The sequence below is a fragment of the Arthrobacter zhaoguopingii genome (assembly GCF_009828595.1).
Classification (GTDB): Bacteria; Actinomycetota; Actinomycetes; order Actinomycetales; family Micrococcaceae; genus Arthrobacter_D; species Arthrobacter_D zhaoguopingii.
The window spans coordinates 92,899-119,628 of sequence record NZ_WPNY01000011.1; the positions used below are offsets into that span (position 1 = coordinate 92,899).

General features: G+C 69.4%; 20 protein-coding genes. 7 read left to right on the plus strand and 13 right to left on the minus strand.

Annotation, left to right across the window (positions count from 1 at the left end):
- The 7 genes from GVV86_RS14270 to dinB all read right to left on the minus strand — a co-directional run bounded on the left by GVV86_RS14270 (position 1) and on the right by dinB (position 8,175).
- Complete coding sequence (locus tag GVV86_RS14270) at positions 1-1,620, minus strand: UDP-N-acetylmuramoyl-L-alanyl-D-glutamate--2,6-diaminopimelate ligase (protein ID WP_159803139.1); 1,620 nt, start codon at positions 1,618-1,620, stop codon at positions 1-3.
- Positions 1,621-1,677: 57 nt separating this feature from the next.
- On the minus strand, positions 1,678-3,468 hold the full coding sequence (locus tag GVV86_RS14275; RefSeq protein WP_159803140.1) for a peptidoglycan D,D-transpeptidase FtsI family protein: 1,791 nt from the start codon (positions 3,466-3,468) through the stop codon (positions 1,678-1,680).
- Between the two features lie 65 nt (positions 3,469-3,533).
- A complete protein-coding gene (gene ftsL / locus GVV86_RS14280) occupies positions 3,534-4,316 on the minus strand; it encodes a cell division protein FtsL (RefSeq protein WP_201291458.1) in 783 nt (260 codons plus the stop codon).
- A complete protein-coding gene (gene rsmH, locus GVV86_RS14285) occupies positions 4,313-5,314 on the minus strand; it encodes a 16S rRNA (cytosine(1402)-N(4))-methyltransferase RsmH (protein WP_159619013.1) in 1,002 nt (333 codons plus the stop codon). The genes ftsL and rsmH overlap by 4 nt, the downstream gene beginning before the upstream one ends.
- 285 nt (positions 5,315-5,599) lie before the next feature.
- Complete coding sequence (gene mraZ / locus GVV86_RS14290; RefSeq protein ID WP_133404868.1) at positions 5,600-6,031, minus strand: division/cell wall cluster transcriptional repressor MraZ; 432 nt, start codon at positions 6,029-6,031, stop codon at positions 5,600-5,602.
- A gap of 335 nt (positions 6,032-6,366) precedes the next feature.
- Positions 6,367-6,744: a DUF3040 domain-containing protein gene (locus tag GVV86_RS14295; protein ID WP_159619014.1), complete on the minus strand. Its 378-nt coding sequence runs from the start codon at positions 6,742-6,744 to the stop codon at positions 6,367-6,369.
- A gap of 183 nt (positions 6,745-6,927) precedes the next feature.
- Positions 6,928-8,175, minus strand: a complete 1,248-nt coding sequence (gene dinB, locus GVV86_RS14300; RefSeq protein ID WP_281406962.1) for a DNA polymerase IV — start codon at positions 8,173-8,175, stop codon at positions 6,928-6,930.
- A 119-nt stretch (positions 8,176-8,294) separates the two neighbouring features.
- On the opposite strand from dinB, the gene GVV86_RS14305 reads away from it, so the two are divergent.
- Positions 8,295-9,419 (plus strand): polyprenyl synthetase family protein, encoded by a 1,125-nt coding sequence (locus tag GVV86_RS14305; protein WP_159803141.1) that lies wholly within the window; start codon positions 8,295-8,297, stop codon positions 9,417-9,419.
- 98 nt (positions 9,420-9,517) lie between these two features.
- Here the strand turns inward: GVV86_RS14305 and GVV86_RS14310 are convergent, their stop codons facing one another.
- Positions 9,518-9,871, minus strand: a complete 354-nt coding sequence (locus GVV86_RS14310; protein ID WP_159619016.1) for an Rv2175c family DNA-binding protein — start codon at positions 9,869-9,871, stop codon at positions 9,518-9,520.
- Positions 9,872-10,137: 266 nt separating this feature from the next.
- Here GVV86_RS14310 and GVV86_RS14315 point away from each other — a divergent pair, with 266 nt between their 5' ends.
- Entirely contained in the window at positions 10,138-11,709 is a 1,572-nt protein-coding gene (locus tag GVV86_RS14315; protein WP_159803142.1) for a lytic transglycosylase domain-containing protein, read from the plus strand.
- Between the two features lie 67 nt (positions 11,710-11,776).
- A complete protein-coding gene (locus GVV86_RS14320; RefSeq protein WP_201291459.1) occupies positions 11,777-13,444 on the plus strand; it encodes a protein kinase domain-containing protein in 1,668 nt (555 codons plus the stop codon).
- On the opposite strand, the gene GVV86_RS14325 is transcribed toward GVV86_RS14320, so the two are convergent.
- Positions 13,387-14,769 (minus strand): class II 3-deoxy-7-phosphoheptulonate synthase, encoded by a 1,383-nt coding sequence (locus GVV86_RS14325; protein ID WP_425513934.1) that lies wholly within the window; start codon positions 14,767-14,769, stop codon positions 13,387-13,389. The genes GVV86_RS14320 and GVV86_RS14325 overlap by 58 nt on opposite strands.
- A 117-nt stretch (positions 14,770-14,886) precedes the next feature.
- On the minus strand, positions 14,887-15,738 hold the full coding sequence (locus GVV86_RS14330; protein ID WP_159803143.1) for a lysophospholipid acyltransferase family protein: 852 nt from the start codon (positions 15,736-15,738) through the stop codon (positions 14,887-14,889).
- Between the two features lie 125 nt (positions 15,739-15,863).
- Here GVV86_RS14330 and GVV86_RS14335 point away from each other — a divergent pair, with 125 nt between their 5' ends.
- Both GVV86_RS14335 and GVV86_RS14340 read left to right on the plus strand, forming a co-directional pair.
- Positions 15,864-16,628, plus strand: coding sequence for an alpha/beta hydrolase (locus GVV86_RS14335; RefSeq protein ID WP_159803144.1), 765 nt, complete (start codon positions 15,864-15,866; stop codon positions 16,626-16,628).
- On the plus strand, positions 16,625-17,077 hold the full coding sequence (locus GVV86_RS14340; RefSeq protein WP_159619020.1) for a hypothetical protein: 453 nt from the start codon (positions 16,625-16,627) through the stop codon (positions 17,075-17,077). Before GVV86_RS14335 ends, GVV86_RS14340 begins: the two co-directional genes overlap by 4 nt.
- Before the next feature lie 28 nt (positions 17,078-17,105).
- Here the strand turns inward: GVV86_RS14340 and GVV86_RS14345 are convergent, their stop codons facing one another.
- Positions 17,106-18,218 carry an ROK family glucokinase gene (locus GVV86_RS14345; protein ID WP_159803145.1) on the minus strand — a complete coding sequence of 371 codons (1,113 nt, stop codon included), beginning with the start codon at positions 18,216-18,218 and terminating at the stop codon, positions 17,106-17,108.
- Between the two features lie 114 nt (positions 18,219-18,332).
- Between GVV86_RS14345 and GVV86_RS14350 the strand changes: the two genes are divergently transcribed.
- A complete protein-coding gene (locus GVV86_RS14350) occupies positions 18,333-20,177 on the plus strand; it encodes an AMP-dependent synthetase/ligase (RefSeq protein ID WP_246199806.1) in 1,845 nt (614 codons plus the stop codon).
- Positions 20,178-20,312: 135 nt separating this feature from the next.
- Here GVV86_RS14350 and GVV86_RS14355 read toward each other — a convergent pair whose 3' ends face one another.
- Positions 20,313-21,989, minus strand: a complete 1,677-nt coding sequence (locus GVV86_RS14355; RefSeq protein WP_159803146.1) for a nucleotide-binding protein — start codon at positions 21,987-21,989, stop codon at positions 20,313-20,315.
- Between the two features lie 120 nt (positions 21,990-22,109).
- Entirely contained in the window at positions 22,110-25,517 is a 3,408-nt protein-coding gene (locus GVV86_RS14360) for a pyruvate carboxylase (protein WP_159803147.1), read from the minus strand.
- Between the two features lie 266 nt (positions 25,518-25,783).
- On the opposite strand from GVV86_RS14360, the gene GVV86_RS14365 reads away from it, so the two are divergent.
- On the plus strand, positions 25,784-26,617 hold the full coding sequence (locus GVV86_RS14365; RefSeq protein ID WP_159803148.1) for a ParA family protein: 834 nt from the start codon (positions 25,784-25,786) through the stop codon (positions 26,615-26,617).
- Positions 26,618-26,730 lie beyond the last annotated feature (113 nt).

Consider the following 26,730-nt stretch of genomic DNA (forward strand, 5'->3'; position numbering starts at 1 on the left):
CTAGGACTCTATCGCCACAGGCGTGCGCACAGAGAATCCGTGCCTTGTCAACGAGGCGGCGAGCTCCACGCGGTCGTCGAGGGCGTGATTCACGCCCTTGATCTCCTGCCAGACCTCGTGGCCGCGGCCCGCGACCAGGACGGTGTCCCGCTCCCCCGCCATCGCCACGGCCGCCTCGATGGCCTCCGCCCGGGGGAACACCTCGAGCACCTCGCAGGCAAGGTTTTCGGCCCGCACCGCGGCCAGCGCGCCGTCAAGGACGCCGCGCCGGATCTGCGCCTCGTCCTCGTCGTGCGGGTCGTCATCGGTGACGATGACCACGTCGGCGAGCCGCGCCGCGGCCGCCCCCATGATGGGCCGTTTGGTCTCATCGCGCTGGCCGGTGGCGCCGAAGACGATGATGACCCGGGAGCCGGGATCGGGGCGCCGCACCGCGGCGAGGGTGCGCACCAGGGCGTCGGGGTTATGGGCGAAGTCCACAATGCCCGTCGGGGCGTCGCTGATGAGCTGCATCCGCCCCGGCACCTGCGCCGTGAAGGGATCGTGTGCGGCGGCGGCCCGCTGCAGGTCCTCCGGGTCCACCCCCGAGGCGAGCACCATCACCGCGGCGAGGGCCGCGTTGGAGACGTTGAACGTGCCCGGAAGGCCCGTGGATAGCGCCAGGGCCGTCCCGCCGGGCCCGCGCAGGGTGAACCGGTGGCCCAGGCCCGCCGGTTCGATCGCCTCGACCGTCCAGTCCGCGGGCGCTTCCGGCGCATCCGGGTCGGTGCGCAGGGTGACCACCGGCCCGGTGGCGGCCGCGGCCATCCGCGTGCCCCACTCGTCGTCGACGGTGACGACGCCGACGCCGGAGCGTGCGGCGCCGAAGAGCGAGGCCTTGACGGCGAAGTAGGACTCCATGTCGCCGTGCAGGTCGAGGTGGTCCTGGGTCAGGTTGGTGAACCCGGCGACGTCGAACACCACGCCGTCGACCCGGCCGTATTCGAGGGCATGGGAGGAGACCTCCATGGCGGCCGCGCCGAGTCCGCGTTCGCGCATCAGGGCCAGAAGGGAGTGGACCTGCGGCGATTCGGGGGTGGTGAGGGTGCTTGGGATGGCTTCGGCTCCGGCGAGGATCTCGATGGTGCCGATCAGCCCCGTGGTGCGGCCCAGGGCCCGCAGGAGGGCGTTGATGAAGTAAGTGGTGGTGGTCTTGCCGTTGGTGCCGGTCACCCCGAAGAGCGCCGGCCGCGCCGCGTCGGCGGGCTGGCTGGCGAACACGGCGGCCGACAGCGGGCCGACGAGCAGCCGGGGCCGCTCCGCCACGAGGACGGGGAGCGCGGAGGGGTGGGGGCCCGCCCCGATCAGGGCGGCGCCGTCGGCGTCCGTCAGCACGGCGACGGCCCCGCCGGCGGCCGCCTGCGCGGTGAACTCGGCCCCGTGGCGCTGCGCTCCGGGCACGGCGATGTAGAGGTCGCCGGGCGCTGCGTCCCGGGAGTCCACGGCCACTCCGGTCACCTGCAGTGAGGCCACCGCTGAGTCCCCCACCGGCGCCCCGTCCACGGTGATGGCGGGCAGGGCGGCGTCGAGCCCGCCGAGGGCAGCGGCAAGGGACACCGGCTGGACACGGCGGGGCCTCATTCCAAGGCCTGCGGCGCTTGGAGGGGTGCGAATTGACACGGAGCTTTTACTTTCGGATCAGTACTCGACGGGGTAAGCCTCGGGCTTACCCGCCGACGGTGGAACGTTCGACGCGTTGAGGACCTGCTTCATCACCTTTTGGAACGACTCGCCCGGCACCAGGTAGTAGAGGTCGCCCTGCGGTCGCTGCAGGGTCACCACCACAACATATTCGGGGTCCTCGATCGGGGCGATCCCGGCATACGACAGAGTGTAGCCGTCGTATCCGCCGTTGGGCCCGGGCGCTTCGGCCGTGCCGGTCTTCGAACCGACCCGGTACTGCTCGAGGGCGCCGGACTTGCCCGAGCCTTCGACCGTGACCGTCTCAAGGAGCTTCTGCAGCTTTTTGGCCGTCGGTTCCGAGACGACTTCGGTGCCATCGCCCTGGGGCACCTTGTGCTCGGTGCCATCCGGGTCGATGTAGGCGTCGATCAGGCGGGGCGGGAGCCGGACGCCGTCATTGGCGACCGTCTGGAACACCATGGCGGTGTGGAGGGCGGTCTGGGCCAGACCCTGCCCGAAGAGGACCGTGTACTGCTGGCGGTCGTCCCAGGTTTCCGGCTGGGGCAGGAGCCCGCGGGTTTCGCCGTTGAGCCCCGTGTTCAGCTCCTCGCCGATCCCGAACTTCTTCAGCCAGTCGTAGCGCTGCTGCTTGGTGAGCTGCTCGCCGATCTTGACGGTGCCCGTGTTGAGCGACTTGGCGAAGATGCCGGCCACCGTGCGGCGCTCCTCGCCGTGCGCGTAGGCGTCCTTGAACGTCTGGTTCCCCACGGTGTACAGCGGGGGGATCTCGAACCGGGTGGTCGGCTCGATGATGCCTTCCTCGAGGCCGGCGGCGAGGGTGATCAGCTTGGTGGTCGAGCCGGGTTCGAAGGCCGCGGTCACCGACAGCGGGCTGCGGAATTCCGGCGGGGTGGCCCCGGGGTTGTTCGGGTCCGGCGTCGTCGATTCGGCGAGGGCCTTGATGGCCCCGGTCTTGGCCTCGACGACGACGATATTGCCCCACTCGGCGTTGTAGTCCTTCACCTGCGAGGCGATGGTCTGCTGGGCGAACCACTGGAGGTCCTGGTCGATGGTCAGCCGCACGGACTGGCCGTCCTTGGCGGGCACGTCCTCATTGGTGGCGTAGGGGATGCGGATCCCGTCGCCGCCGATCTCGTAGGTCTTGCTGCCGGCCTTGCCTGTCAGCTTGTCGGTCAGGGACAGCTCGAGGCCCTCGCGGGGCTCCCCGTCCGGGCCGACATAGCCGATGATCGACCCGGCCACCGAGCCGGCCGGGTAGGTGCGCACGCTCGTCTTGTCCGCGTACACGCCCGGCAGGCCGACGGCCAGGGCGCGGTTCTTGACCTCGGGGGTGACGGTGCGGGCCACGTAGTTGAAGCTCTTGTCCCCCTGGATGGAGGCGCGCAGGGTTTCCGCGTCGATGCCGAGCACGGCGGAGAGTTCCTGGAAGCCCTGCTCGATCGGCAGGTCGAGCTCCCGCTCACCCAGCTCCTCGTTGTACCGGTCGAAGGTTTCGCCGCCGCTGAGGCGCTGGTCGACGACGATGTCGAAGCGTTCGACGCTGCGGGCGAAGTACTTCCCGTTGGAGTCAACGATGGACCCACGCACCGGCTGCACCGCAGTGGTGGTGAGCCGCTTGGAAAGCCCAGCCTGGGCCAGCCCGTTCAGGTCGAGGGCCTGCAGCTGGAACAGCCGGACGCCGAGGACCAGCAGCAGGACCAGGACGAAGGCAAGCCCGACGCGCAGACGCCGTGATCCGAGCGCTACGCGGAGGGCGTCCTGGCTGCCGGGGTTGGGGTGTGCCACGTGGGGTCCTTGGTGATCGCGGGGAGTTTCTGGGCGAAGGCGGTGGCCCGGCGGGGCCGGGGTTGCTAGCGGGAGCTGGGGAGCTGTGCAGGGCCGGGGATGGTGCCGCCGGCGGGGCGCTCGGGTGCCGCACCCTGCCCGGGCGCACTGCGTGCCTGCTCCGGCAGCTCCACGGCCGCGCCGCGGGGCGCGGGCTCCTCGGCGGCCTGCCCTTCGGCGGCGTCGGCCGGCGCCGGGGCGGGCGCGGCCTCGGCGGGTGCCGGGGCGGGCGCGGCCTCGGCGGGTGCCGGGGCGGGCTGCGGCTCCGCGGCGGCCTCCGGTGCCGCGCGCGGGGCGGGAACAGGGGCGTCCTGGGCCGTGACGACCTCGGGTGCGGCAATGAGCGCCTCGGGGGCGCTGCCCTCCTTGGCCGGCTCGGGGGTGCCGGTGACCTTTCCAATCTCAAGGTCGATGGAGCCGAACGTCGGGGAGGACACCATGCCGAGCTTGGTCGCCGCGGCCGCCAGGTTCTGCGGCGCGCCGCGGTCTTCGAGCCGCTGGACGAGGGCTTCGTTCTCCTGGCTCAGCGCCACCTGCTGCCCGCGCAGCTGGACCAGCTCGTACTGGGTGCTCGAGACGGAGATGTTAAGGATCAGCACGGCCACCAGCGCGGCGACCAGCAGTGCGCAGCTGAACACGGCGAAGGGCACGCGGCGGCGCGAGGCGCGCGCCGGAACCACCGAGAGCGGTGTCCGGGGACGCTGGGGCGTTTCGGGCGAGGGCCTTCCACGGCGGACGGGATGAGAGGCAAGGGCGCTGCTGCCGGAAGTCGCGGGTGGCCGGGTGTGCGCACTCAATGCCTGGCTCATGATGTTTTCCTGTCCTTGGGACCTCGTGTGATTTTTTCGACAGCCCTGAGCTTCGCCGACGCCGCCCTGGGGTTTTCCTGTATCTCCTGTTCCGTCGGAGCCTCGGTGCCCCGGGTGAGAAGTCGGAGATATGGCTTGTGCTCCTCGAGTTCCACAGGGAACCCGACCGGAGCCGAAGACTTGCTTCCGGCCGCGAAGGCGCTCTTCACGATCCGGTCCTCGAGGGAGTGGTAGGACAGCGCGACGATCCGGCCATCGACATTCAGCGCATCAATCGCGGCCGGCACGGCCCGTTCGAGCACTGTCAGCTCTTCATTGACCTCGATCCGCAGCGCCTGGAAGGTGCGCTTCGCGGGATGGCCGCCGGTGCGGGCGGCCGAGGCCGGCACGACCGAGCGGATGACTTCGACGAGGCGGCCCGTGGTCGTGATGGGAGCGGCGGCGCGTGCCTCGACGATGGCGGAGGAGATCCGTCCGGCGAACTTCTCCTCGCCCCAGGAGCGGATGATCCGCAGGAGGTCCTCGCGGGAGTAGGTGTTGACGATCGTGGCGGCGGTGGGCCCCCGGCTGGTGTCCATCCGCATGTCGAGCGGCGCGTCGTAGGAGTAGGCGAATCCCCGCTCGCGTTCGTCGAGCTGCAGCGAGGAGACGCCGAGGTCGAAGAGGACGGCGTCGACTCCAGGAATCCCGAGATCGGCAAGGGCCTCACCGATCTCGTCGTAGACGGCGTGGACGAGGTCGAGCCGATCCTCGAACCGGCTGAGGCGGGCACCGGCGAGGCTCAGGGCCTGGGGGTCGCGGTCGATGCCGACGAGGTGCGCCGTCGGGAAGGCCTCGAGCATGGTTTCGGAGTGGCCGCCCATGCCGAGGGTCGCATCGACGATGACGGGCCGGCGGCCTGCCGCGGCGGCGGCCTCGACTGCGGGAGCCAGGAGGGTGACGGAGCGTTCGCGCAGAACCGGGATGTGCCGATCGCCGGTCGGGCGCTCATCGCTCATGCACTGACTCCTTCCTGAGTGTGGCTGTCCACCCGCACCACTTAGGCGGTGTTGGTGCGGTCGGTTGGTACGAATGGTCCACGCGTCGGGAGGTGTCCTTGAATCAGATCCCCATCCGGCCGGCCGTCCGTCCGCCTGGCTCCGGGGAAGTGAAGCCAGGTGATTCAGGGCGTCCGGCGGCTGGAGATCTCATCCAAGAAATTCACGCCGCAATGGTTTTGTGCAGTTGTTCCGGACCGGGCGGTCTGGTCTTTTCGGTGGTTCCGGCAGGGTCGCCGGTGCCGCCTAGAAGATTCCCGGCAGTCCCTCATCATCCGTTTCGGAGAAGGCTGTTTCCTTCTCTTCCAGATAGCTGTTCCAGGCTTCCGCGTCCCAGATCTCGGCCCGGCTTCCCGCGCCGATCACTGCGAGCTCTCGGTCCAATCCGGCATACGAGCGAAGCGCCGGCGGAATGGTTATCCGGCCCTGCTTATCCGGTACTTCATCCGAAGCCCCGGAGAGGAAAACCCGAATGTAATCCCGTGCCTGACGGGAAGAAATCGGAGCCGACCTCATTTGCTCGTGAACCTTTTCGAATTCGCTCTGGCTAAAAACGTAAATGCAACGTTCCTGCCCCCTGGTCAACACCAAACCGGACGAAAGTTCCTCCCGGAACTTCGCCGGCAGGATCAACCTGCCCTTCTCATCGAGACGGGGGGTATGGGTCCCGAGGAACATCCCCCACCGCCTGTTCTGACTCGGGCGAAGGCCGGTTCGTTACCGATTCGCTCTTATACTCCCCACTTTACTCCACAACGCTCCACAGTCAATCCACCGACACCACCAGTCCCTCCACTTTTATTTCAGGCGCGCCGGAAGCATTTTTGGTACGCATGTGAAAGCGCCGCAGCACCCTGGCGGGGAGGGGCGGAAGGCAGGAAAGCTTCGGGGGGCGGCCCCCGGACGCACGCCGGCCGGGGCCTTAAACCACGAAAGACCCGCGGCTGCGGGTCTTTCGGAAAGTTCAGTTCGGGGCTGGTCCGCTCACCGGGGGCGGGCCGTCAACGGCGGGATCAGGGTTGATCCCGCTTCCGCTCCTCCCACTTATCTTCGAGGCTGCTCATGAAGCCGCTCCTGCCGGCGGAGGCAGGTTTGGAGGGAATCCCCGCGGTGTGCCCTGTCTCGACGGTCTTGGCCTTCGTCGTCGCGAAGTAGACGCCGGCGCCCATCACGATGAAGCCGGCCACCCCCACCACGATGAGCTGGGATCCGATGCCCGCAAGGAGGACCAGGATTCCGGCGATGGTGACAAGCGAGCCGATAACGAGCCTTCGGGTTGACATCGACCGGCGTGTACTTGACGCCATCGAGTGTGCGAATTTCGGATCGTCGGCGTGAAGCTGCTGTTCGAGCTGGTCGAGCAACCTCTGCTCGTGTTCCGAGAGTGCCATCACGGCCTCCTTGATGTAAGTGCCAACGTTCCTTCATCCAACCAACGAGTCCGGCCCCGGGATGGTTCCCGGCTGGGCCCGCCGTTCCGGTCTGCGCCGCGCGGCCGTGGGGGCTGCGTGGCGCGGGTGCCGGAGATCGATTGACCTACACCAAGAGTAGTTCTCACCACGGTAACTTGAAAGTCACAATGTAGCGTTACCGGGCGTATTTCCGCCCCGGGCCGTCCGGGGCGCCGGAGGGCCCAGCAGACCCGCCGGCCGCACGCCGGCGGCGCCGAATTTCCGGTTCACCGCATCAAGGGCAACCTCGGCCGTCCGCCAGTTGTCATCCTGCCTGTCGATCGTCAGTTGGTGCGCCCCTGCTCCCCCGGATCCAAGCTGGTCGGCCCGCAGCCCGATCAGCCGCACGGCCAGTGGACGCTCACCGAGCGCGGTCAGCAGGGCCGTCGCTGCGCCGTAGATCGCGTGAGCGCTGTCGACGGGCTCGGCCAGCTTTTTCGATCGGGTCAGGGTTGAGAAGTCGGCATAGCGGAGCTTGAGGGAGACGCCCTGCGCCGACAGGCCCGCCGCGCGCAGCCGGGTGGCGGTCCGGTGGGCGAGCCGCAGGAGTTCCCGGTGCAGGACGGCGGTGTCGGTGACATCCTGCGCGAAGGTCTCCTCCGCCCCGATGCTCTTCTCGGCGCGGGAGACGACAACCTTCCGTGGATCCCTGCCCCAGGCCAGTTCGTGGACGTGCCGGCCGGAGGTGCCGAGGAGCTTGGTGAGCGCCGAAACCGGAGTGGAGGCGAGGTCCTCCACCGTCCGGATGCCCAGGCGGGCAAGGGTCTCCTGGGTCTTGGCACCCACTCCCCACAGCACGGAGACCGGCTGGGCGTGGAGGAAGGTGACGGTGTCGCTGCCTGGCACCAGCAGGAGTCCATCGGGTTTGGACTGGGTCGAGGCGATCTTCGCGACGAATTTGGTGGTGGCGGCCCCCACGCTCGCCGTGATGCCGAGGCTCCTGCTGATCTCCGCGCGGATCTGCTCCCCGATCTCCCGGGGATGCCCCAGCCGGCGCGTGGCTCCGGCGACATCGAGGAAGGCCTCATCGACGCTGAGCTGTTCAACCAGCGGGGTGACCGATCGGAAGATTGCCATCACCGCCGCCGACACCTCCGCATAGCGGTCGTGGTGGGGCTCAAGGACCACCGCCCCCGGGCAGCGCCGCATCGCCACGGCCATCGGCATGGCTGAGCGGACGCCGAACCGGCGGGCTTCGTAGGAGGCGGAGAGGACGACCGAGCGGCCCGACGGGCTGCCGACGATGACCGGCACGCCCCGGAGTTCGGGCCGGTTCATCAGTTCGACCGATACATAGAAGGCGTCCATGTCGATGTGCAGGATGGTGCACTCCGCGCCTACCGGCAGCTGGTCCCGAGTCCCGTTCACCACGGAGCCATCGTATCCGAGGTCCCCGACACCGCAGGCCGGGCCCGGCCCCGGCTGGGGGCCCCGGCCGAGGGGGTTTAGAGTTGGATCCGTTCACGCCTGCCTAGCCGTACGGGGAATTCATGCAGTCCGCCACCCGACCCGCCGACCCGGACAACCGCCTCACTGACTCGGTCCGCCGGGACCAGGGCGCCTTCCTCTCGTCCATGTCCGAGGAGACCGGAGCGTTCCTCGCAGCGCAGGAGGAACTCCTCGCGGAGATCTCCCCCGAGTCGCTGTCACTGCTATCCGCCATCCGCGGGCTGACTTCCGGGGGGAAACGGATCCGCGCCCTTCTCTGCTTCTGGGGCTGGCGTGCTGCCGGCGGAACGGGCGACCTGCAGCCGGTGGCACGGGCGGGAGCGGCGCTTGAGTTCTTTCAGGCCGCGGCGCTCATGCACGACGACGTCATCGACCGGTCGGAGACGCGCCGCGGGGCCCCCAGCATCCACCGGCAGTTCAGGCAGCAGCACCTGGACGCCGGGTGGCACCTCGACGCCGACCGCTTCGGCACGTCGTCGGCGATCCTCGCCGGAGATCTGTGCCTCGCTTTCAGCGAAGAGCTGTTCACCGGGGCGTGCGTCGGGGCCGGGGCGTCCTCCGCCCGGGCCATCTTCAACCGGATGCGTACCGAGGTGATGGCCGGCCAGTACCTCGATCTCCTGGAGGAGGCCGTGGGTCCGGACCTGCCGCCGGCCACCGCGGCCGATCGCGCCCTCAACATCCTCCGGTACAAGTCGGCGAAATACTCGATCGAGCGCCCGGTGATGCTCGGTGGCGCGCTGGCGGGCGCGGACGCGGCCACGCTGGCGCGGTTCTCAGCGTTTGCGCTGCCGCTCGGCGAGGCCTTCCAGCTGCGCGACGACGTCCTCGGGGTCTTCGGCGACCCGGCGGTGACCGGGAAGCCCGCCGGAGACGACCTCCGGGAAGGCAAGCGTACCTACCTCGTGGCCCGCACCCTGGCCGGCAGCAGCCCGCATGATCAGGGCGTGCTCAACTCGCTGCTGGGCGATCCGGCCCTGGACGACGAAGGAGTCTCCCGGCTGCGCGAGCTCATTACCGCCAGCGGGGCCCTGCGGGATACCGAAAAGCTGATCCAGGACCGCTCGGCCGAAGCCTTCGCCGCCCTTGGCGGCCTTGGGACCGATGAGGTGTCGGCGGCTGCCCTGGGGCTCCTGGCGGAAGCGGCAGTGACCCGGACCTTCTAAACCGTCCACACGCCGGGCGGACCCGCCTGCGCACGACGTGGGCGCCGGCGGGCGCCCGAAGGACGGCTGTCCACCAGCCGCCCTCTACCCTGCTCTGGCTACCAGGCCGCAGCCTGCGCCCGGCGCCGAATCTCGGTCTTGCGGCCTCCGCGGAGGGCGTCGATAGGACGGCCCGGCAGCGAGTCGTCCTCGGTGTAGAGCCAGCGGATGATGTCCTCATCCCCGAACCCGGAGTCCGAGAGGACCACGACGGTGCCCTTGAGGCTGTCGAGGACCGCCCCGTCGACAAGGAATTCCTCGGGGACGCTCCGGATCTTTCGGTCGGTGATCCTCAGGGCGACCAGTGCGCGCTCATCGAGCAGCGCATGGACCTTCGTGATGGGGACGCCAAGCAGTTCGGCGACCTCCGGGAGATTTCTCCAGTGGGGCACAAGTTCTTCGATTTCAGTCACCTTCTAAGGGTGCCACGACCCGGCACACACGCTCTACCCTCCGCCTGCAGGGGAACCGACACGCCGTACGGGCTCCTGATGTGGAGTTCCCACCTGTTGTGATACGCCCACCATCGTGTACATTCACTACAGTCACACATGTAACTGGAGTCACAGAAGACCCATTGCTTAACACTTACACCTTGGCTTGCCGGGACAGGAGAACGATTGCTCCCGGTGGTCCGACGACCGTGCGGCTCCGGCCGCCCATAGATGAGGAAATGCCCATGACTGCCCAGCCACCGTCTACACCCCTGAGCGGAGCCTCCCGGCGCGCCGCCGCAGGCACCTCCTCCTCCCGGCGGCGGAACCTGGCCGTGTCCACGGCCGCCATCCCGGCCGTCATCCTGTCCTCGGTGGCTCTGGCGGAATCGGCAGCCGCCCACCAGCCCTCCCCTGCCACCTCGGTGCGGCAACACGTGCCTACCGTGCAGGCCTCCCCTGCCCGCACCCTCATTCCGGCCGCCGAGGTCGCCGCCCGGGTTCCCGCCCTGAAGGTTCCAGCCGTGACAACGCCGGCGGCCTACACGATCAAGGCCGGCGACACCATGGGCGCCATCGCCCGCAAGCACGGAATCGAGCTCGGCGCCCTGCTCAAGCTCAACCGGATGAGCGCCGCCACGGTGATCTACCCGGGACAGAAGATCCGGCTGGTGGCCGGATCATCCCCTGCACCCGCCGCTCCTGCGGCGGTCCGCGCCCAGACCACGGGCAGCTATGTCGTCAAGCCCGGTGACACCCTCGGCGCGATCGCCTCACGCCACGGCGTCAGCCTCGACAGCGTGCTCAAGGCCAACAACCTCTCGATGACCTCGATCATCTACCCGGGCCAGAAACTCGCCCTGGGCGGACAGGCCGCCGTCAAGCCGTCGGCTCCGGCCCCGGCCAAGCCCGCTCCCGCCGCCCCGGCCGCTCCGGCCGGCAGCTACGTCGTCAAGCCCGGAGACACCCTCGGCGCCATCGCCTCACGCCACGGCGTCAGCCTCGACAGCGTGCTCAAGGCCAACAACCTTTCGATGAGTTCGGTCATCTACCCGGGCCAGAAGCTGGTCCTCGGTGGGAAGCCGGCAGCCCCTGCGGCTCCGTCTGCGCCGACCGCACCGTCCGCGCCCACCGCGCCCGCCGCCCTGGCGGGAAGCTACACGATCAAGGCCGGAGACACTTTGGGCGCCATCGCGGCCCGCCACGGTGTGAGCCTTGCCGCGCTGCTCCAGGCGAACAACCTGCAGGCGTCGACGGTGATCTACCCGGGCAAGAAGCTCACGATTCCCACCGGCAACGGCGGCTCCCCCACGACACCGCCCCCGACGAACCTCGTCCCCTCGACCTTCCTTGGGGTCACCTACCCCCAGGCGGTCGTCGCGGACGCGAACCGCAACAAGCAGATCCTCAACTCGCTGCCGGTCCCGAGCTCGGCCGAGATGCGTACGATCGTGGCGAACACCGCACGATCGATGGGCGTCGATCCCAGCCTCGCCATGGCCTTCGCCTACCAGGAATCGGGCTTCAACCAGCGCGCGGTCTCCCCGGCCAACGCCATCGGCACCATGCAGGTCATCCCGATGTCCGGCCAGTGGGCCAGCGACCTGGTCGGGCGCAAGCTCAACCTCCTCAACCCGCAGGACAACGTGACGGCCGGCGTGGCGATCATCCGCTCGCTGCTCGCCACGAGCCCCTCGCAGGACATCGCGATCGCGTCCTACTACCAGGGCGCGTATTCCGTGAAGACCCATGGAATGTTCAGCGACACCAAGAACTACGTCGCCGCCATCAAGGCCCACCAGAAGAACTTCCGGTAGGAACGGTGGAGGGCGGGGCCGGGTGTTGATCCTGCCCTCCACCGCAGCCAGGACTTAGTATCAATAGGTGCACCAACGGCTGAACGACCCCCTGATCGGCGAACTTGTCGATGGGCGCTACCTCGTCGAGTCGCGCATCGCGCGCGGAGGAATGTCCACGGTCTACCTCGCCCTCGACCGCAGGCTGGACCGCAGGGTTGCGTTGAAGGTCCTGTTCACGCACCTCGCCGAAGACCGCACCTTCCTGGACCGGTTCGAGCAGGAAGCGAAATCGGCCGCCCGCCTCTCCCACCCGCACGTTGTGGGTGTCCTTGACCAGGGCGTCGACGAGACGGCCGAACGCAGCACCGCCTATCTCGTGATGGAGTACGTTCCCGGACGCACGCTTCGGGATCTGATCCGCGAACGCGGACGGCTCACCCCGCGGCTGGCCCTCGCCCTGATCGACCCCGTCATCGAGGGCCTCGCCGCCGCCCATGAGGCGGGGCTGGTGCACCGCGACGTCAAGCCGGAAAATGTGCTCCTGTCCAGCAACGGGCAGATCAAGATCGCCGACTTCGGGCTCGCGCGCGCCGTCACCGCAACCACCGGCACCGCCACGCTTGTCGGCACCGCGGCCTACCTCCCGCCCGAACTTGTCACCGGCTCGCCTGCCGACGCCCGCAGCGACATCTACTCCGCGGGCATCATGCTCTTTGAACTTCTGACGGGGCGGCAGCCCTTCACCGGCGATGCCCCGGTCCAGATCGCCTTCCAGCACGCCTACGAGCATGTACCGGCGGCATCGGAGTTCCTGCCGGGGCTGGCCGAGGACATCGACGAACTGGTGCAGTGGTGCACCTCGCGGGATCCCGAGGACCGGCCCGTCGACGGCACCGCCCTGCTCGGCGAACTCCGCCATGTCCGCACGACGCTCACGGGCGCCGACCTCGATTACTGCCCGCCGTCGCCGGTGGGGCGCGTCGACCGCGGAGCCGGAAACGCCGGCTCACCGGGGACCGGCGGGATGCCGGAGGGCGGCGGTACGACCATGGTGCTGGGCGCCCCCGCAGGCAGCCCCACTGAAGTGATCGGCGGCCCCATCGATGGAATGGGCATCGGCAGCCCCACCGAAGTAATCGGCACCGGCATCCACGCAGCCAATCCCACCGAAGTGTTCGGTGAAGGGCGCTCGGGGGCGACCGCGCTTCCGCCCGGACCGGCGGACTCGCCAACGGTGGTCCTGCCGGCCCATTCGGGCAGCCCGAACGCCACGACCCGGATCTTTCCGCCGGAGCCCCAGGTCCGGCCGGCCGGTCCGGGCAGGGACAACGCCACCCGCGTCCTCGGCAAGGCGGTCCAGCGGAGCGCCGCTCCGCCTCCTGCCGTCCAGCCCCGCGCCCAGCCTCATCCCGCGCAGGTCCATCCGCCGCAGTCCCAGACTCCGCATTCGGCGCAGCCCGCCCCCAAGGTGGGCCGGTCCCAGCAGCGCAAACAGGCACGCGCCGCGCAGCGGCCGGTCAAGCGGCTGCGCACCCGGCGCGCGGCGCAGTGGCAGGCCGTGCTGGTCCTGCTGCTGGTCCTGCTGGCCTTCCTGGCCGCGTCCGCGGGCTGGCTGCTCGGGATCAGCCAGCCCGGTGCCGGCGTTCCCGTGGGGGCCGGGCTGCCCAGCCCCGCGGCGTCCGGCTGCGAAGCGGATCAGTTCTTGGAGAGCGCCCCGGCCACGAGGAAGGCCATCTCGAGCGACTGCATGTGATTCAGCCGCGGGTCGCACACGGATTCGTAGCGCTCGAGGAAGGATTCCTGGTCCACCGGGTCAGCCCCGCCGAGGCACTCGGCGACGTCGTCGCCGGTCATCTCGACATGCAGCCCACCGGGGAACGTCCCGAGGGCCTTGTGGACCTCGAAGAATCCGCGGACCTCGTCCATGACATCGTCGAAGTTCCGGGTTTTGTACCCGTTCGGCGAGGTCACAGTGTTCCCGTGCATGGGGTCGGTCACCCACAGAACCTGTGCGCCGGAGGCCGTAACCTTCTCGACGAGCTGGGGCAGCTTCTCGCGGATGTTCCGGGCACCCATCCGGGTGATGAACGTCAGGCGGCCGGGCTCGCGGTTGGGATCGAGCTTGTCGATGAGGGCGAGCGCGTCGTCACCGGAGGTGGTGGGGCCAAGCTTCACCCCGATGGGATTGCGGACCCGGGAGAGGAAGTCGACATGGGCGCCGTCGAGGTCGCGGGTACGCTCCCCGATCCAGAGGAAGTGCGCCGAGGTGTCGTAGGGCAGATTGGTGCGCGAGTCGATGCGGGTGAGCGCCCGCTCGTAGTCCAGGAGGAGCGCCTCGTGGCTGGCGAAGAACTCGACGCGCTTCAGCGCTTCGAAGTCGGCGCCGCAGGCGTCCATGAAGCGCACCGCCCGATCGATCTCCCGGGCGAGCGACTCATAGCGTGAGTGCGCCGGATTGGCGGTGAAGCCCTTGTTCCAGTGGTGCACCAGGCGCAGGTCGGCGAACCCGCCCTGGGTGAACGCCCGGATCAGGTTCAGGGTGGAGGCCGAGGTGTGGTACGCCTTGACCATGCGGGAGGCGTCGTGGCCGCGGCTTTCGGGGGTGAAATCGTAGCCGTTGACCATGTCGCCGCGGTAGGCAGGGAGGGTGACGCCGTCGCGGGTCTCGTCGTTCGAGGAACGGGGTTTGGCGAACTGGCCGGCCATCCGGCCCATCTTGATCACCGGCAGGGACGCACCATAGGTGAGGACGACGGCCATCTGGAGGATCGTCTTGACCCGGGCGCTGATCCGGTCGGCGGTCGCGCCCTCGAAGGTTTCGGCGCAGTCGCCGCCCTGGAGCAGGAATGCCTTGCCCTGGGCCGCCGCGGCCAGCCGTTCCCTCAGGACATCCACTTCACCGGCGAACACCAGCGGCGGAAGCGACGAGAGTTCCTTGATGGAGGAGGTGTGGACCGCGGGGTCCTGCCACTGGGGCTGCTGCGAAATGGGAAGGCTCCGCCAGTGGTCGAGCCCTGCTGTACCGGCGGCGGGGAGCGGAAAAGGAGGCAATAACGCTGAGGCTGCAGTATCGGTCACCCCTCAAGCCTAATGGCTTCGACACCGCGGTTCGTCGCCGCCCGTCACGTAGCCGCCCGGCTGTGTCACATAGGCCACATCAAGCCCACCACCCCGCCGGCGGGCGGGAAAAGCACCTCAGGCGGTGTCCTTCTTCCGCCCCTTGGGCGGCTGGGCCTTGCCCACTTCGGTCACGGCCCCCGGTGCCGGTGCCGGTGCCGGTGCCTGCGGAACCTCCGGCGGCGGCATCCGCACCGCGGCCCTGCGGGTGTCGGCACCGGGGCGGTGGTGCTTCCTGCCGGCGGCTTTCTCCGCTGCCAGCTTTTCCTTGACGCTGCTGGCGTAGGCGTCGACGTACTCCTGACCCGAAAGGCGCATCAGTTCGTACATGATCTCGTCGGTGACCGAGCGCTGGATGAACCGGTCATCGGCCATGCCCTCGTACCGACTGAAGTCGAGGGGCTCCCCCACGATGATGCCGACCCTGCGGATGTTCGGGATCCGCCGCCCGATGGGCTGGACCTTGTCGGTGCCGATCATGGCGACGGGAATGACGGGAACCCCCGTGGCCAGGACCAGCTTGGCGACGCCGGTCTTACCGCGGTAGAGGCGTCCGTCGGGGCTGCGGGTGCCCTCGGGGTAGATGCCCAGGAGGCCTCCGCCGTTGAGGATGTCCATGCCGGCCGTCAGCGAGGAGGAGGACGCGGCGCCGCCGGAGCGGTCCATCGGCAGCTGGTTCGAGAGCCGGAAGAACATGGCCGTCAGCCTGCCCTTGAGGCCCTTGCCGTTGAAGTACTCCGATTTGGCCAGGAACACCACGGGCCGGGGCGCCGCCACGGGGAGGAAGATCGAGTCCGAAAAGGAAAGGTGGTTGCTGACGAGGACGGCCGGCCCCTCCGCGGGAATGTTGTCGAGGCCCTTGACCCAGGGTCGGAAGAGCACTCTCAGAATCGGACCGACGATGATCCTCTTCATGACCCAATAGAACACGCTGCCAGCCTTCCCTGCAGGGACCGTCCGGCTCCCGCCGGACGGCACGCTTTTTCCTTTTGTGACATTACTCTAAGGATCCCGCCGGCTGGTACGGCGTGGTGAACGGGTGCGACCATTGACCCATGACATCGATTCCCGGGGCGGTTGCCTTCTCCCACGACGGCACCGGAGAGGCGGGCCGGACCGGCGTGCTGCTCAGCCATGGATTCACCAGTTCGCCGGCGAGCGTCCGGGCGTGGGCGGAACACCTTTCGGGGCAGGGGTTCTCGGTGCGGCTGCCGCTGCTGCCCGGGCACGGCACCTCCTGGGAGGAGCTGGCGCGCACGCCCTGGCGGGCCTGGTACGGCGAGTACGAGCAGGCCTACGAGGACCTGGCACGAAACACCGACAGGATTGTCGCCGCCGGGCTCTCGATGGGAGGTGCGCTGGCGCTGCGCCTTGCCGCCCAGCACGACGTCGCGGGGGTGGTCGTCGTCAATCCCGGACTGACCTTCGCGGATCCGCGCGCCCGGTACGCGGGGTTCCTTAAGTACGTGATGCGCTCGGTTCCGGCGATCGGCAACAGCATCCGGCTCGAGGGCCAGGACGAGGGCGCCTACCTGCGGACTCCGGTCGCCGCCGTGCACCAGCTGGCCGGGCTGTTCCGCGATACGACGGCCCTGCTGCCACGGGTCACGGCACCGACCCTCGTCTTCCGGTCAGACACCGACCCGGTGGTTCCCGAAACCAGCATCGAGGTCCTGCGGCAGCACCTGGGCAGCGCCGACCTGGAGATTATCCGGTTGACGAACAGCTACCATGTGGCCACGATGGACCATGATGCACCCTTCATTTTTGACCGGTCCGCGGACTTCATCAGGCACGTGAGCGCAGGTACCAGCGTATGACCCCCCGAGAGCCGAATGAGTCCACCGACGACGCCGTCTGGCGGGACCTCGTGGCACGGTTGGAAAGCACCCCCGGCGGCCCGGAGGCCGAGGCATCCGACGACCCGGAGCTCAGCGACCGGGACCGCGTCGAGGCGATTTTCAGGAACCAGCCGCTGCGTCCGGCCGGCCCGAGGGACTACGAGGAACCCGAGGACGACGAGGGCTTCGACGGCGGGGCGGGATACGAGCCCCCCGAACCTCCTCCGCTCGGCATGGGAGACCCCCTGGTGGTGCTGGCCTGGCTCGGCGCTGCGGGCGGGCCCGTCCTCCTGCTGCTCTTCGCCATGTTCTGGCGGGACGCGCCGACGGCGGTGACCCTGGGTGTACTCGCCGGGTTCCTGGCCGGCGTGGCGTTCCTGGTGCTGCGCCTGCCGCGTCAGCGCGACGACGACGGCGCGGAGGTCTGATCCTGCTCCCCCCGGCGCGGGAGGCTTCCTAGCGGCCGCGCGGCAGCGAGCGGGAAAGGTCCGCCGCCCCGATCAGGCCGGCCGACGGTCCCAGGGCAGCCGCCTCGATGGCGGCGGCCGGCCGGAAACCCCTCCCGGTGAGGTTGCGGGCGAAAGCCCGGCGGGCCGGTCCGAGGAGGAGCCCGCCGGCCTCGCTCAGTCCGCCGCCGATGACGAAGGTGCCCGGGTCCAGTGCCGCCGCGAGGTTGGCAAGTCCCAGCCCGAGCCACTGCCCCACCTCCTCGACCAGCTCCTGGCAGGCAGGATCCCCGTCGAGGGCAAGCCGCGTCACCAGCGCCCCGGTGATCGCCTGGACATCCCCACCGACTGCCGCTCGGAGCGACTGCGCCACGGGCGAGTTCGCCGCCGCCAGCTCCCGTGCCTCCCGGCCCAGCGCGTTGCCCGACGCGTACTGCTCCCAGCAGCCCCGGTTGCCGCACTCGCAGCGGTGGCCGCCCGGCACTATGACCTGGTGACCGAACTCCCCGGCCACGCCGTGACGGCCGCGCTCCACCCGCCCGTCAAGGATCATGGCCCCGCCGATGCCGGTCCCAAGCGTCACGCACACCAGCCGGGGCTCGCCGCGGCCGGCGCCGAACCGCCATTCCGCCCACGCGGCAGCGTCGGCGTCGTTGACAACGGTCACGCGCCGCCGGAGCAGTTCCTCGAGATTGCTGCGCAGCGGCTCGTTGCGCCACGCCAGGTGGGGACTGAAAAGCACGGTCCCGTTCGAGAGGTCCATCCAGCCGGCGGCGCCGATGCCGATCGAGCGGATCCGGTGCCCCCGGCCCAGTTCAGCCACGAGGTCGACGATGACGGCCTCCACCTCGCGGGCATCGCTTCCCGGTGTGGACCGGCGGGCCTGCGCGAGGAGGCGTCCGGAGCCGTCGACGACGCCCGCTGCGACCTTGGTCCCACCGACGTCAATGCCGATGGCGAGTCCGCGCCGGGCCGCGGGAAGCCCGGCGCGTCCGGCCCGGCCGGGCAGTCCGGCCCGGCCGGGCAGTCCGGCCCGGCGGACCGACCGCGGCTGCCCTGCCGCCCAGGGCGGTGCGCCGCGGCGCCGCGGGTAGGACGACGCCGGCTCCGCTCCAGCTGCCATCTCGTCCTCCTTCAGGATCCCGCGGCGGGAGCCGGTGCGCATTTTCCTCCACCGTTATCAATTCGTACATTACTGGACAGTAACGGGGACTGCGGCACCCTATAGTCTATGAAAATGCCTGTAGTCGTCGGCGATATCAAAGGAGCTATTGTGCGCGAAATCAGCGTTCCCGTCCTAGTGGACGTCCCCCGCAACAGCAACACTACCGACCTCGTGGTGCGGCAGGCGGAAAAGGCGTCGAACCCGGCCCTGTTCTCCGTCCAGGACGCAGCAGGCCAGTGGCGGGACATTCGCGCCACCGAGTTCCGCGAGCAGGTCGAGGCCGTCGCCAAGGGCCTGATCGCCTCGAACGTCAATCCGGGTGACCGGGTGGCAATCATGGCCCGCACCCGCTACGAGTGGGCCCTTGCCGACTTCGCCATCTGGTTCGCCGGCGCCGTCCCGGTTCCGGTCTACGAGACCTCCTCGCCGGCACAGGTCGCGTGGATCCTCTCCGACTCGGGCGCCGTGGCCGCCTTCGTTGAGTCGGCCCGGCACGAGAACGTCGTCCGTGAAGCCGCTGCCTCCGAGAGCACGACCGCCCTGACCCACGTATGGCAGTTCGACGGCAACGGACTCGAAACCCTCCGGACCGCGGGAACCCTCGTCGAGGACTCGACCCTCGCGGACCGCCGGTCGCTGGCGAACCTCGACGACATCGCGACCATCATCTACACCTCCGGCACCACGGGGCGCCCCAAGGGGTGCGAGCTTACCCACGCCAACTTCGTCGAGCTCTCCGAAAACGCCGCCGCCGCACTGTCCGAGGTCGCCCACGAGGGTGCGCGCACCATCATGTTCCTGCCGCTGGCGCACGTCTTCGCCCGGTTCATCTCGGTGCTGTGCGTCGCTGCCGGAGCGACGGTCGCCCACACGGCGGACGTCAAGAACCTGCTGCCGGACCTGCAGAGCTACCAGCCAAGCTTCATCCTGGCCGTGCCCCGGGTCTTCGAGAAGGTGTATAACAACTCGATGCTCAAGGCCGAGGACGGCGGCAAGGGCAAGATCTTCCACGCCGGCGCCGACGTCGCCATCGCCTGGTCGAAGGCCGACCAGGCCGGGAAGGTCCCGCTGGCGCTGCGCGCCAAGCACGCCCTGTTCGACCGGCTGCTCTACCGCAAGATCCGGGCTGCCATGGGCGGGAAGGTCGAATACGCCGTCTCTGGCGGGGCGCCGCTGGGCGACCGGCTGGGCCACTTCTTCCACGGCATCGGCCTGCTGGTCCTTGAGGGCTACGGGCTCACCGAGACCACGGCGCCGCTCACGGTGAACACCCCGCGCAAGGTCAAGATCGGCACGGTCGGCGCTCCGCTGCCGGGCAACGCCGTCAAGATCGCCGACGACGGCGAGATCCTCGCGAAGGGCGTCGCGGTGCTTCGGGGCTACTTCAACCGGCCGGACCTCACGGCGGAGAACTTCATCGACGGCTGGTTCCGCACCGGTGACATCGGCGAACTCGACGCCGACGGGTACCTGAGCATCACGGGCCGCAAAAAGGAAATCATCGTCACGGCCGGCGGCAAGAACGTGGTGCCCGCGATGCTTGAGGACACCATCCGCGCCAACGCCATCGTGTCGCAGTGCGTGGTGGTCGGCGACCAGCGGCCGTTCATCTCGGCACTGATCACCCTCGACGAGGAGGCCCTGCCGGGCTGGCTCGAGCGCCACCAGCTGCCGGCCGGCACCACCATGGAGGAGGCTGTCAGCCACCCGGCCGTGCTGGCCGAGATCCAGACCATTGTCGACGAGGCGAACAAGACGGTCTCCCAGGCCGAGGCCATCAAGGTGTTCCGGATCGTCCCCTCCGACTTCACGGAGACCAGCGGCCACCTCACGCCGTCCCTGAAGATCAAGCGCTCCCAGGTCCTCACCGACTACTCCGACATCGTCGAAGGGATCTACGCCACCCCCCGCGTGTAGGGAGCCGGGCGCCGTCGAAAACGACCGGCGGACCTCATAACGACAAACGCACCCGAATTATCGGGTGCGTTTGTCGTTTTCGGTGCGTTTGTCGTTTTCGGTGCGTGCGTCAGTTTCCGGCGGCGGCCGCAGGCCTCAGTCGTGCAGTTCGTCGACGACGAGCGCGGCCAGTTCGATCACCGCGTTGCGCGTGGCCGGCTGCAGCTTCGCCAGGTCGATGCGTGAGCCTTCGGCCAGATGCCGGTCGTACGGGATGCGCACCACGGTGCCGACCCGGGAGAGGAAGTGCTCCTCGATCTCCCCGACCCTCACCTGCGTTCCATTGCCCGAGGAAAGGTTGATCACGACGATGGCCTTGGCCACCAGGTCGTGCCGGCCGTGGGCCTCGAGCCAGGACAGGGTCTCCGAGGCAAGCCTCGCCTCGTCGACGCTTCCGCCGGAGACGAGCACCACCGTGTCCGCCTTCTCGAGGGTTCCCTTCATCACCGAGTGCACCATTCCCGTGCCGGAATCGGTGAGCACGATGGAGTAGTACCGGCCGAGGATGTCGGTGACGGCGCGGTAGTCGGCATCGTCGAAGGCCTGCGCCACCGCGGGGTCGGTGTCCGAGGCCAGGACGTGCAGCCGGGAGCCGTCGCGGGTGACGTAGTGGGCCAGCTGAGCGAAGGAGTCGACCATGAACCGGTTTTGCACCAACTGGCGGGCGGTGAAGTCGGCGCGTCCCGGGGAACGGTCGGACAGCGTTCCCCGGTCGGGGTTGGCGTCCATCGCGATGATGCGGTCCTCGCGCATATCGGCGAGCGCCATGCCGAGGAGGGTGGTGACGGTGGTCTTGCCGACGCCTCCCTTGCGGGAGAGGACCGGCACATAGCGGGTGTGCCCGCCGAGGCGGACGGCGATCCGGTGTTCGGTCGCCCTGCGGATCCGCACCGCGTCGGAGTCGCCGAGGTTCACGTAACCCAGCGTCGCCGAGTAGAGCCAGCGCCGCCAGCCGCCGGAGGGAGGCCGCTCGGTGCCGGTCAGCAGGCGGTCGGCGGTCAGGGCGGACGCCGGTTCCGGCCCGGTTTCGCGCACGCGGCGGGCGCTGGGCGGCTCCTCGGCGGCGGAATCTCTGGTCCCTGGGGCGGCACTGCCGGCCGGCTCCCCCGCGGAAGGCTCGGCGGACCCGCTGGGGCGCCACCCGGTGGGCTCGGCGGACACCGGGATGGAGAGGAGGTTCGGCGCGGAGGTGGCCCCGATCTCCGGAATGAGCGTGGGCGGCAGCGGTGCCTGGATGACCGGGACCGGGCCGACCTGCACCCCGCCGTTCCACAGGGCAGCGGCCGAGGCCTCCGGAACCGCCGGCAGCGCATCCGTTCCGTTTCCCGGCTCGGCGCCGGGCCCGGCGTCCTGCCCGGACGCGGCCGGGAGGGCCGGGGACTGCGGAGGCGCGGCCGGGGCCCCGCCCGGGGAGGGCGCTCCGACGGCGGGATCCTGGCCCGAGGCAGGGAACCCATCAGAGGGGCCCTCGTCACTGGAGGGCACACCGGTGGAGGGCACGTCGGTGGAGGTTGCGGCGCCGGCGGCGGGGACCGTACCGGCGGGGGTTTCCCCGCGGGCCGATGATTCCGCGCCGGAAACTGTGTCCACGTCTGATGCCTTCGCCGCGTCCGAGGCCTTCGCCTTGGTCTTGCCGGCCGGGGCCGGACCGGCTGTCCCCCTGGCCGCCGTCCCGGATCCCTCTGCCTCCCCTGCGCCCTGCCCCGGCTCGGCGGCGGCGTCCGGTTGTGCCGGGTCGGGTGGTGTGGGACTTGAGGGGGATTTCGAGACCATGGTTCCTCACGGGGTTGGGTACGGGCCGGGCGCGCCGGGAGGCGCGGGGCATCAACGATGAACTCTAGCGCAGCGCGTCCGGACCGGGACGGGCCGCGTCCCGGTCCGGAGGCCGAACGCTCAGGCGGGGCTGATGACGACGAGCAGGTCTCCGCCCTGGACCTGCTGGGCGCCGTCGGCCGTGATGCGCTGGACGGTGCCGGCCGTCGGGGTGGTGATGTTCGCTTCCATCTTCATCGCCTCGATGGTGGCGACGGTGTCACCGGCGCTCACCGTCGCGCCCTCCGTAACGGTCACCGTGACCGCGCCGGCGAAGGGTGCCGCGATGTGGCCGGCATTGGACGGGTCGGCCTTTTCCGCGGCCTTGACGTCGCTCTGGACGCTGAGGTCGCGCACCGAAACGGGCCGCATCTGGCCGTTGAGGGTGCACATCACCGTGCGCAGTCCCTTCTCATCGGCGTCCGAGACGGCCTCGAGGGTCGCGATCAGCCTCACGCCCTTCTCGAGCTCGATGACGTGCTCGCCGCCCTGCTGCAGTCCGTACAGGTAGTCGGCAGTGTTCAGCACCGACACGTCGCCGTAGGTCTCCCGCGTCCGGGTGAAGTCCGCGGCCGGCCCGGGGAACAGCAGGCGGTTCAGCGTGGCCCGCCGCTGGGCGGAATCCCCGGCCAGTGCCTGCTCGTCGGCGGACTCCAGGTCAACGATGCGCGGCTTCACGGCCCGGCCCTGCAGCGCCTTGGAGCGAAACGGTTCGGGCCAGCCCCCCGGCGGGTCGCCGAGTTCGCCGTTGAGGAACCCGATCACCGAGTCGGGGATGTCGTAGTTCTGCGGGTTCTCCTGGAAGTCGGCCGGGTCGGCGTTCGCGCCGACCAGCTGGAGCGCCAGGTCGCCGACCACCTTGGAGGACGGGGTGACCTTGACCAGCCGGCCGAGGATCCGGTCCGCCGCGGTGTACATGTCCTCGATCGCCTCGAAGCGTTCGCCGAGGCCCAGGGCGATGGCCTGCTGCTTGAGGTTTGACAGCTGTCCGCCCGGGATCTCGTGCCGGTACACCCGTCCGGTCGGGCCCGGCAGCCCGGACTCGAACGGCGAGTACGTCCGCCGCACGGCCTCCCAGTAAGGTTCGAGGGAGCTGACCGCGTCAAGGTCGATCCCCGTATCCCGCGGAGTGTGGGCGAGCGCTGCCACGAGTGCCGACGCGGAGGGCTGGCTGGTGGTGCCGGCCAGCGGGGCGCTGGCGGTGTCGACGGCGTCCACCCCGGCGTCGATGGCGGCAAGGAGCGTCGCGAGCTGCCCGCCGGCGGTGTCGTGGGTGTGGAGGTGGACCGGCAGGTCGAAACGCTCGCGGAGGGCGGTCACGAGCTTCGCGGCCGCGGCGGGACGGAGCAGCCCCGCCATGTCCTTGATGGCCAGGATGTGCGCGCCTGCGGCGACCATCCGCTCGGCCAGCCCCAGGTAGTACTCGAGGGTGTAGAGGGTTTCCTTCGGGTCGAGCATGTCCGCGGTGTAGCACAGGGCCACCTCGGCCACCGCCGTGCCGGTGGCCCGGACGGCGCGGATCGCCGGTTCCATCTGGGACACGTCGTTGAGCGCGTCGAAAATCCGGAAGATGTCGATGCCCGAGGCGGCGGCCTCCTTGACGAAGGCCTCGGTCACGGCCTCCGGGTACGGGGTGTAGCCGACGGTGTTTCGCCCGCGCAGGAGCATCTGCAGGCAGATGTTGGGAATCTCCCGCCGCAGCGTATCGAGGCGGTCCCACGGATCCTCCCCGAGGAAGCGCAGGCCGACGTCGTAGGTGGCACCGCCCCAGGCCTCAACCGACAGCAGCTGCGGGGTCAGGCGTGAGACCGACCCGCCGGCGGCCGCGAGGTCGCGGGTGCGCACCCGGGTGGCGAGCAGTGACTGGTGGGCGTCCCGGAACGTGGTGTCGGTGACGGCGACGGCCTCCTGGGCGCGCAGCCGGGCGGCGAATCCCTCCGGGCCGAGCTCCTGCAGCAGCTGGCGGGACCCGGGCGGCAGGTCCTGCCCGCCCTCGGGCGCCGTGGGCAGCTTTTCCCGCGGGTCGAGGTGGGCCGGGCGCTCTCCATTGGGCTTGTTGACCGTGACGTCGGCCAGCCAGGTCAGCAGCTTGGTCCCCCGGTCCGCCGGGACCCTCGCGGTGAGCAGCTCGGGGCGTTCGTCGATGAAGGAGGTGGCAACGTTCCCGGAGATGAAGTCAGGGTCGTCGAGCACGGCCTGCAGGAAGGAGATGTTCGTTGAGACCCCGCGCACCCGGAACTCCGCCAGCGCCCGGCGGGCACGGGTGACCGCCGTGGGGTAGTCCCTGCCCCGGCAGGTCAGCTTTACGAGCATGGAGTCGAAGTGCGGGCTGATCTCCGCGCCCGCGTACACGGTGCCGCCGTCGAGGCGCACGCCCGCGCCGCCGGCTGAACGGTAGGCGGTGATCCTTCCGACGTCGGGGCGGAACCCGTTGGCCGGATCCTCGGTGGTGATCCGGCTCTGCAGGGCGGCCCCGCGGAGCTGGACCGTCTCCTGGCTCAGGCCGAGGTCGGCCAGGGTCTCCCCTGCCGCGATCCGCAGCTGGGACTGGACGAGGTCGACGTCGGTGACCTCCTCGGTCACCGTGTGCTCGACCTGGATGCGGGGGTTCATCTCAATGAACACGTGCTGGCCGGCGCGCTCACCCACGGTGTCGACGAGGAATTCGACCGTACCGGCGTTGACGTACTTCAGGGCCTTGGCGAAGGCGACGGCGTCGCGGTACAGCGCCTGGCGGATGGAGTCGTCGAGGTTCGGCGCCGGTGCGATCTCGATGACCTTCTGGTGGCGGCGCTGGAGGGAGCAATCGCGCTCGAATAGGTGCATCACGTTGCCCTCGGCATCCGCCAGGATCTGCACCTCGATGTGGCGGGGGCGCAGCACCGCCTGCTCGAGGAACATCGTCGGATCGCCGAAGGCCGATTCGGCCTCGCGCATTGCCGCCTCAAGCGCTCCCGGGAGGGCCTCGCGGGTGTCAACCCGGCGCATCCCGCGTCCTCCGCCGCCGGCGACTGCCTTGGCGAAGACCGGGAAGCCGATTTCGTCCGCCGCCGCGGTCAATTCGTCGAGGTCCGCGCTCGGCCTCGAGGATTTCAGGACCGGGATGCCGGCCTGCCGGGCGGCGTCAAGGGCCTTGACCTTGTTGCCCGCGAGTTCGAGCACGTCGGCGGGCGGCCCGACGAAGGTGATGCCCGCCTCGGCCGCGGCCCGTGCGAGGTCCGGGTTCTCGGAGAGGAAACCGTACCCGGGGTAGATGGCGTCGCATCCTGATTCCTTCGCGACGCGCACCACCTCGGCGACGTCGAGGTAGGCGCGCACCGGGTGGCCCTGCTCCCCGATCAGGTAGGCCTCATCGGCCTTCTGCCGGTGGATGGAGTTGCGGTCCTCGTATGGGAACACGGCGACGGTCTTGGCTCCCGCCTCATGCCCTGCCCGGAAGGCCCTGATGGCGATTTCGCCGCGGTTTGCTACAAGAATCTTGGAGAACATGCCGCTCCTGCTTATTTACGGTGAATATGCTGGGGAATGTGCCGATAATTCGGTGGTACGCCGTGCGGGGAAGGATTGCGTGGTTTCAGCACGAGCCTACAGTCGGTTGACCACACCCGCTCAAATTGCGTCCGAATACTGGCCGCAGGACGCGGCGCGGCATGCCGGACGGAATTACCTCCCGCGGGACCATACAATAGGGAAGCGCATCAGTGCCGCTGTGCCCGCAGCCGGAATTCCCGCGATTTAAGGTAGAGGTCCAACCAGTGCAAGTAGTGAGTATCAGCAGCCTCAAAGGCGGCGTGGGGAAAACCTCCGTGACCCTGGGGCTGGCATCGGCGGCACTCGCAGCTGGCATCCCGACCCTCGTGGTCGATCTTGACCCGCATGCCGATGCGACAACGGGCCTCGGCGTCCGCGCCGGTGGGCAGCTGGACATCGGCCGGCTCCTGAAGAACGCCCGCCGCGCCGACCTCGCGGCCAACACCGTGCCCAGTGGGTGGGTCGGGACGGCGATCGAGCAGAACCTGGCCGGCTCCGGCGTGAAGCCGGTCCTCGACGTCGCCATGGGCTCGGCCTTCTCGGGCATCTACGACCGCCCGGACCTTGGGCGCCGCGACCTGCGCCGCCTCTCTACGCTGCTCTCCCGGGTGACCGGCTACGGCCTGGTCCTCATCGACTGCCCGCCCTCGCTCAACGGACTCACCCGGATGGCCTGGACGGCGAGCAACAGGGTGCTGCTGGTGGCCGAGCCGGGCCTGTTTTCGGTGGCTGGCACCGAACGCACAATGCGCGCGATCGAACTGTTCAAGGCCGAGTACGCGCCGGGCCTGCAGACCGCCGGGATCGTGGCGAACCGGGTGCGTTCCTCCTCGAACGAGCACACCTTCCGTCTGGCGGAGATGAAGCAGATGTTCAATGACCTGCTGCTCAGCCCCACGATTGCCGAACAGGCCAACTGGCAGCAGATCCAGGGCGCGGCGCACGCGGTCCATCACTGGCCCGGCGAGTCGGCCCGGCAGGCCTCGGAATACTTCGACGAACTGCTGCGCTCCCTGGTGGGCGCCGGCCGCCTGCGCAGCCGCGTCGCCCGCCGCTGACCGCGCCGCGGAGCAAACACAGGCTAAAAAGAACAACCGCTGAGTCAGGCCGCTGACTTACGTCACCTCTCCGGGAAACGGCTGACCCGGGAAAACACCTCGAACAGGGCGAT

What these genes read in the sequence shown, in the direction of transcription:
- GVV86_RS14360 (WP_159803147.1), bottom strand. Translation starts at nt 25,517, where the DNA reads ATGTTCTCCAAGATTCTTGTAGCAAACCGCGGCGAAATCGCCATCAGG.
- GVV86_RS14350 (WP_246199806.1), top strand. Translation starts at nt 18,333, where the DNA reads ATGCCTGTAGTCGTCGGCGATATCAAAGGAGCTATTGTGCGCGAAATC.
- GVV86_RS14340 (WP_159619020.1), top strand. Translation starts at nt 16,625, where the DNA reads ATGACCCCCCGAGAGCCGAATGAGTCCACCGACGACGCCGTCTGGCGG.
- GVV86_RS14345 (WP_159803145.1), bottom strand. Translation starts at nt 18,218, where the DNA reads ATGGCAGCTGGAGCGGAGCCGGCGTCGTCCTACCCGCGGCGCCGCGGC.
- GVV86_RS14335 (WP_159803144.1), top strand. Translation starts at nt 15,864, where the DNA reads ATGACATCGATTCCCGGGGCGGTTGCCTTCTCCCACGACGGCACCGGA.
- GVV86_RS14305 (WP_159803141.1), top strand. Translation starts at nt 8,295, where the DNA reads ATGCAGTCCGCCACCCGACCCGCCGACCCGGACAACCGCCTCACTGAC.
- mraZ (WP_133404868.1), bottom strand. Translation starts at nt 6,031, where the DNA reads ATGTTCCTCGGGACCCATACCCCCCGTCTCGATGAGAAGGGCAGGTTG.
- GVV86_RS14270 (WP_159803139.1), bottom strand. Translation starts at nt 1,620, where the DNA reads ATGAGGCCCCGCCGTGTCCAGCCGGTGTCCCTTGCCGCTGCCCTCGGC.
- ftsL (WP_201291458.1), bottom strand. Translation starts at nt 4,316, where the DNA reads ATGAGCCAGGCATTGAGTGCGCACACCCGGCCACCCGCGACTTCCGGC.
- GVV86_RS14355 (WP_159803146.1), bottom strand. Translation starts at nt 21,989, where the DNA reads ATGGTCTCGAAATCCCCCTCAAGTCCCACACCACCCGACCCGGCACAA.
- GVV86_RS14295 (WP_159619014.1), bottom strand. Translation starts at nt 6,744, where the DNA reads ATGGCACTCTCGGAACACGAGCAGAGGTTGCTCGACCAGCTCGAACAG.
- GVV86_RS14315 (WP_159803142.1), top strand. Translation starts at nt 10,138, where the DNA reads ATGACTGCCCAGCCACCGTCTACACCCCTGAGCGGAGCCTCCCGGCGC.
- rsmH (WP_159619013.1), bottom strand. Translation starts at nt 5,314, where the DNA reads ATGAGCGATGAGCGCCCGACCGGCGATCGGCACATCCCGGTTCTGCGC.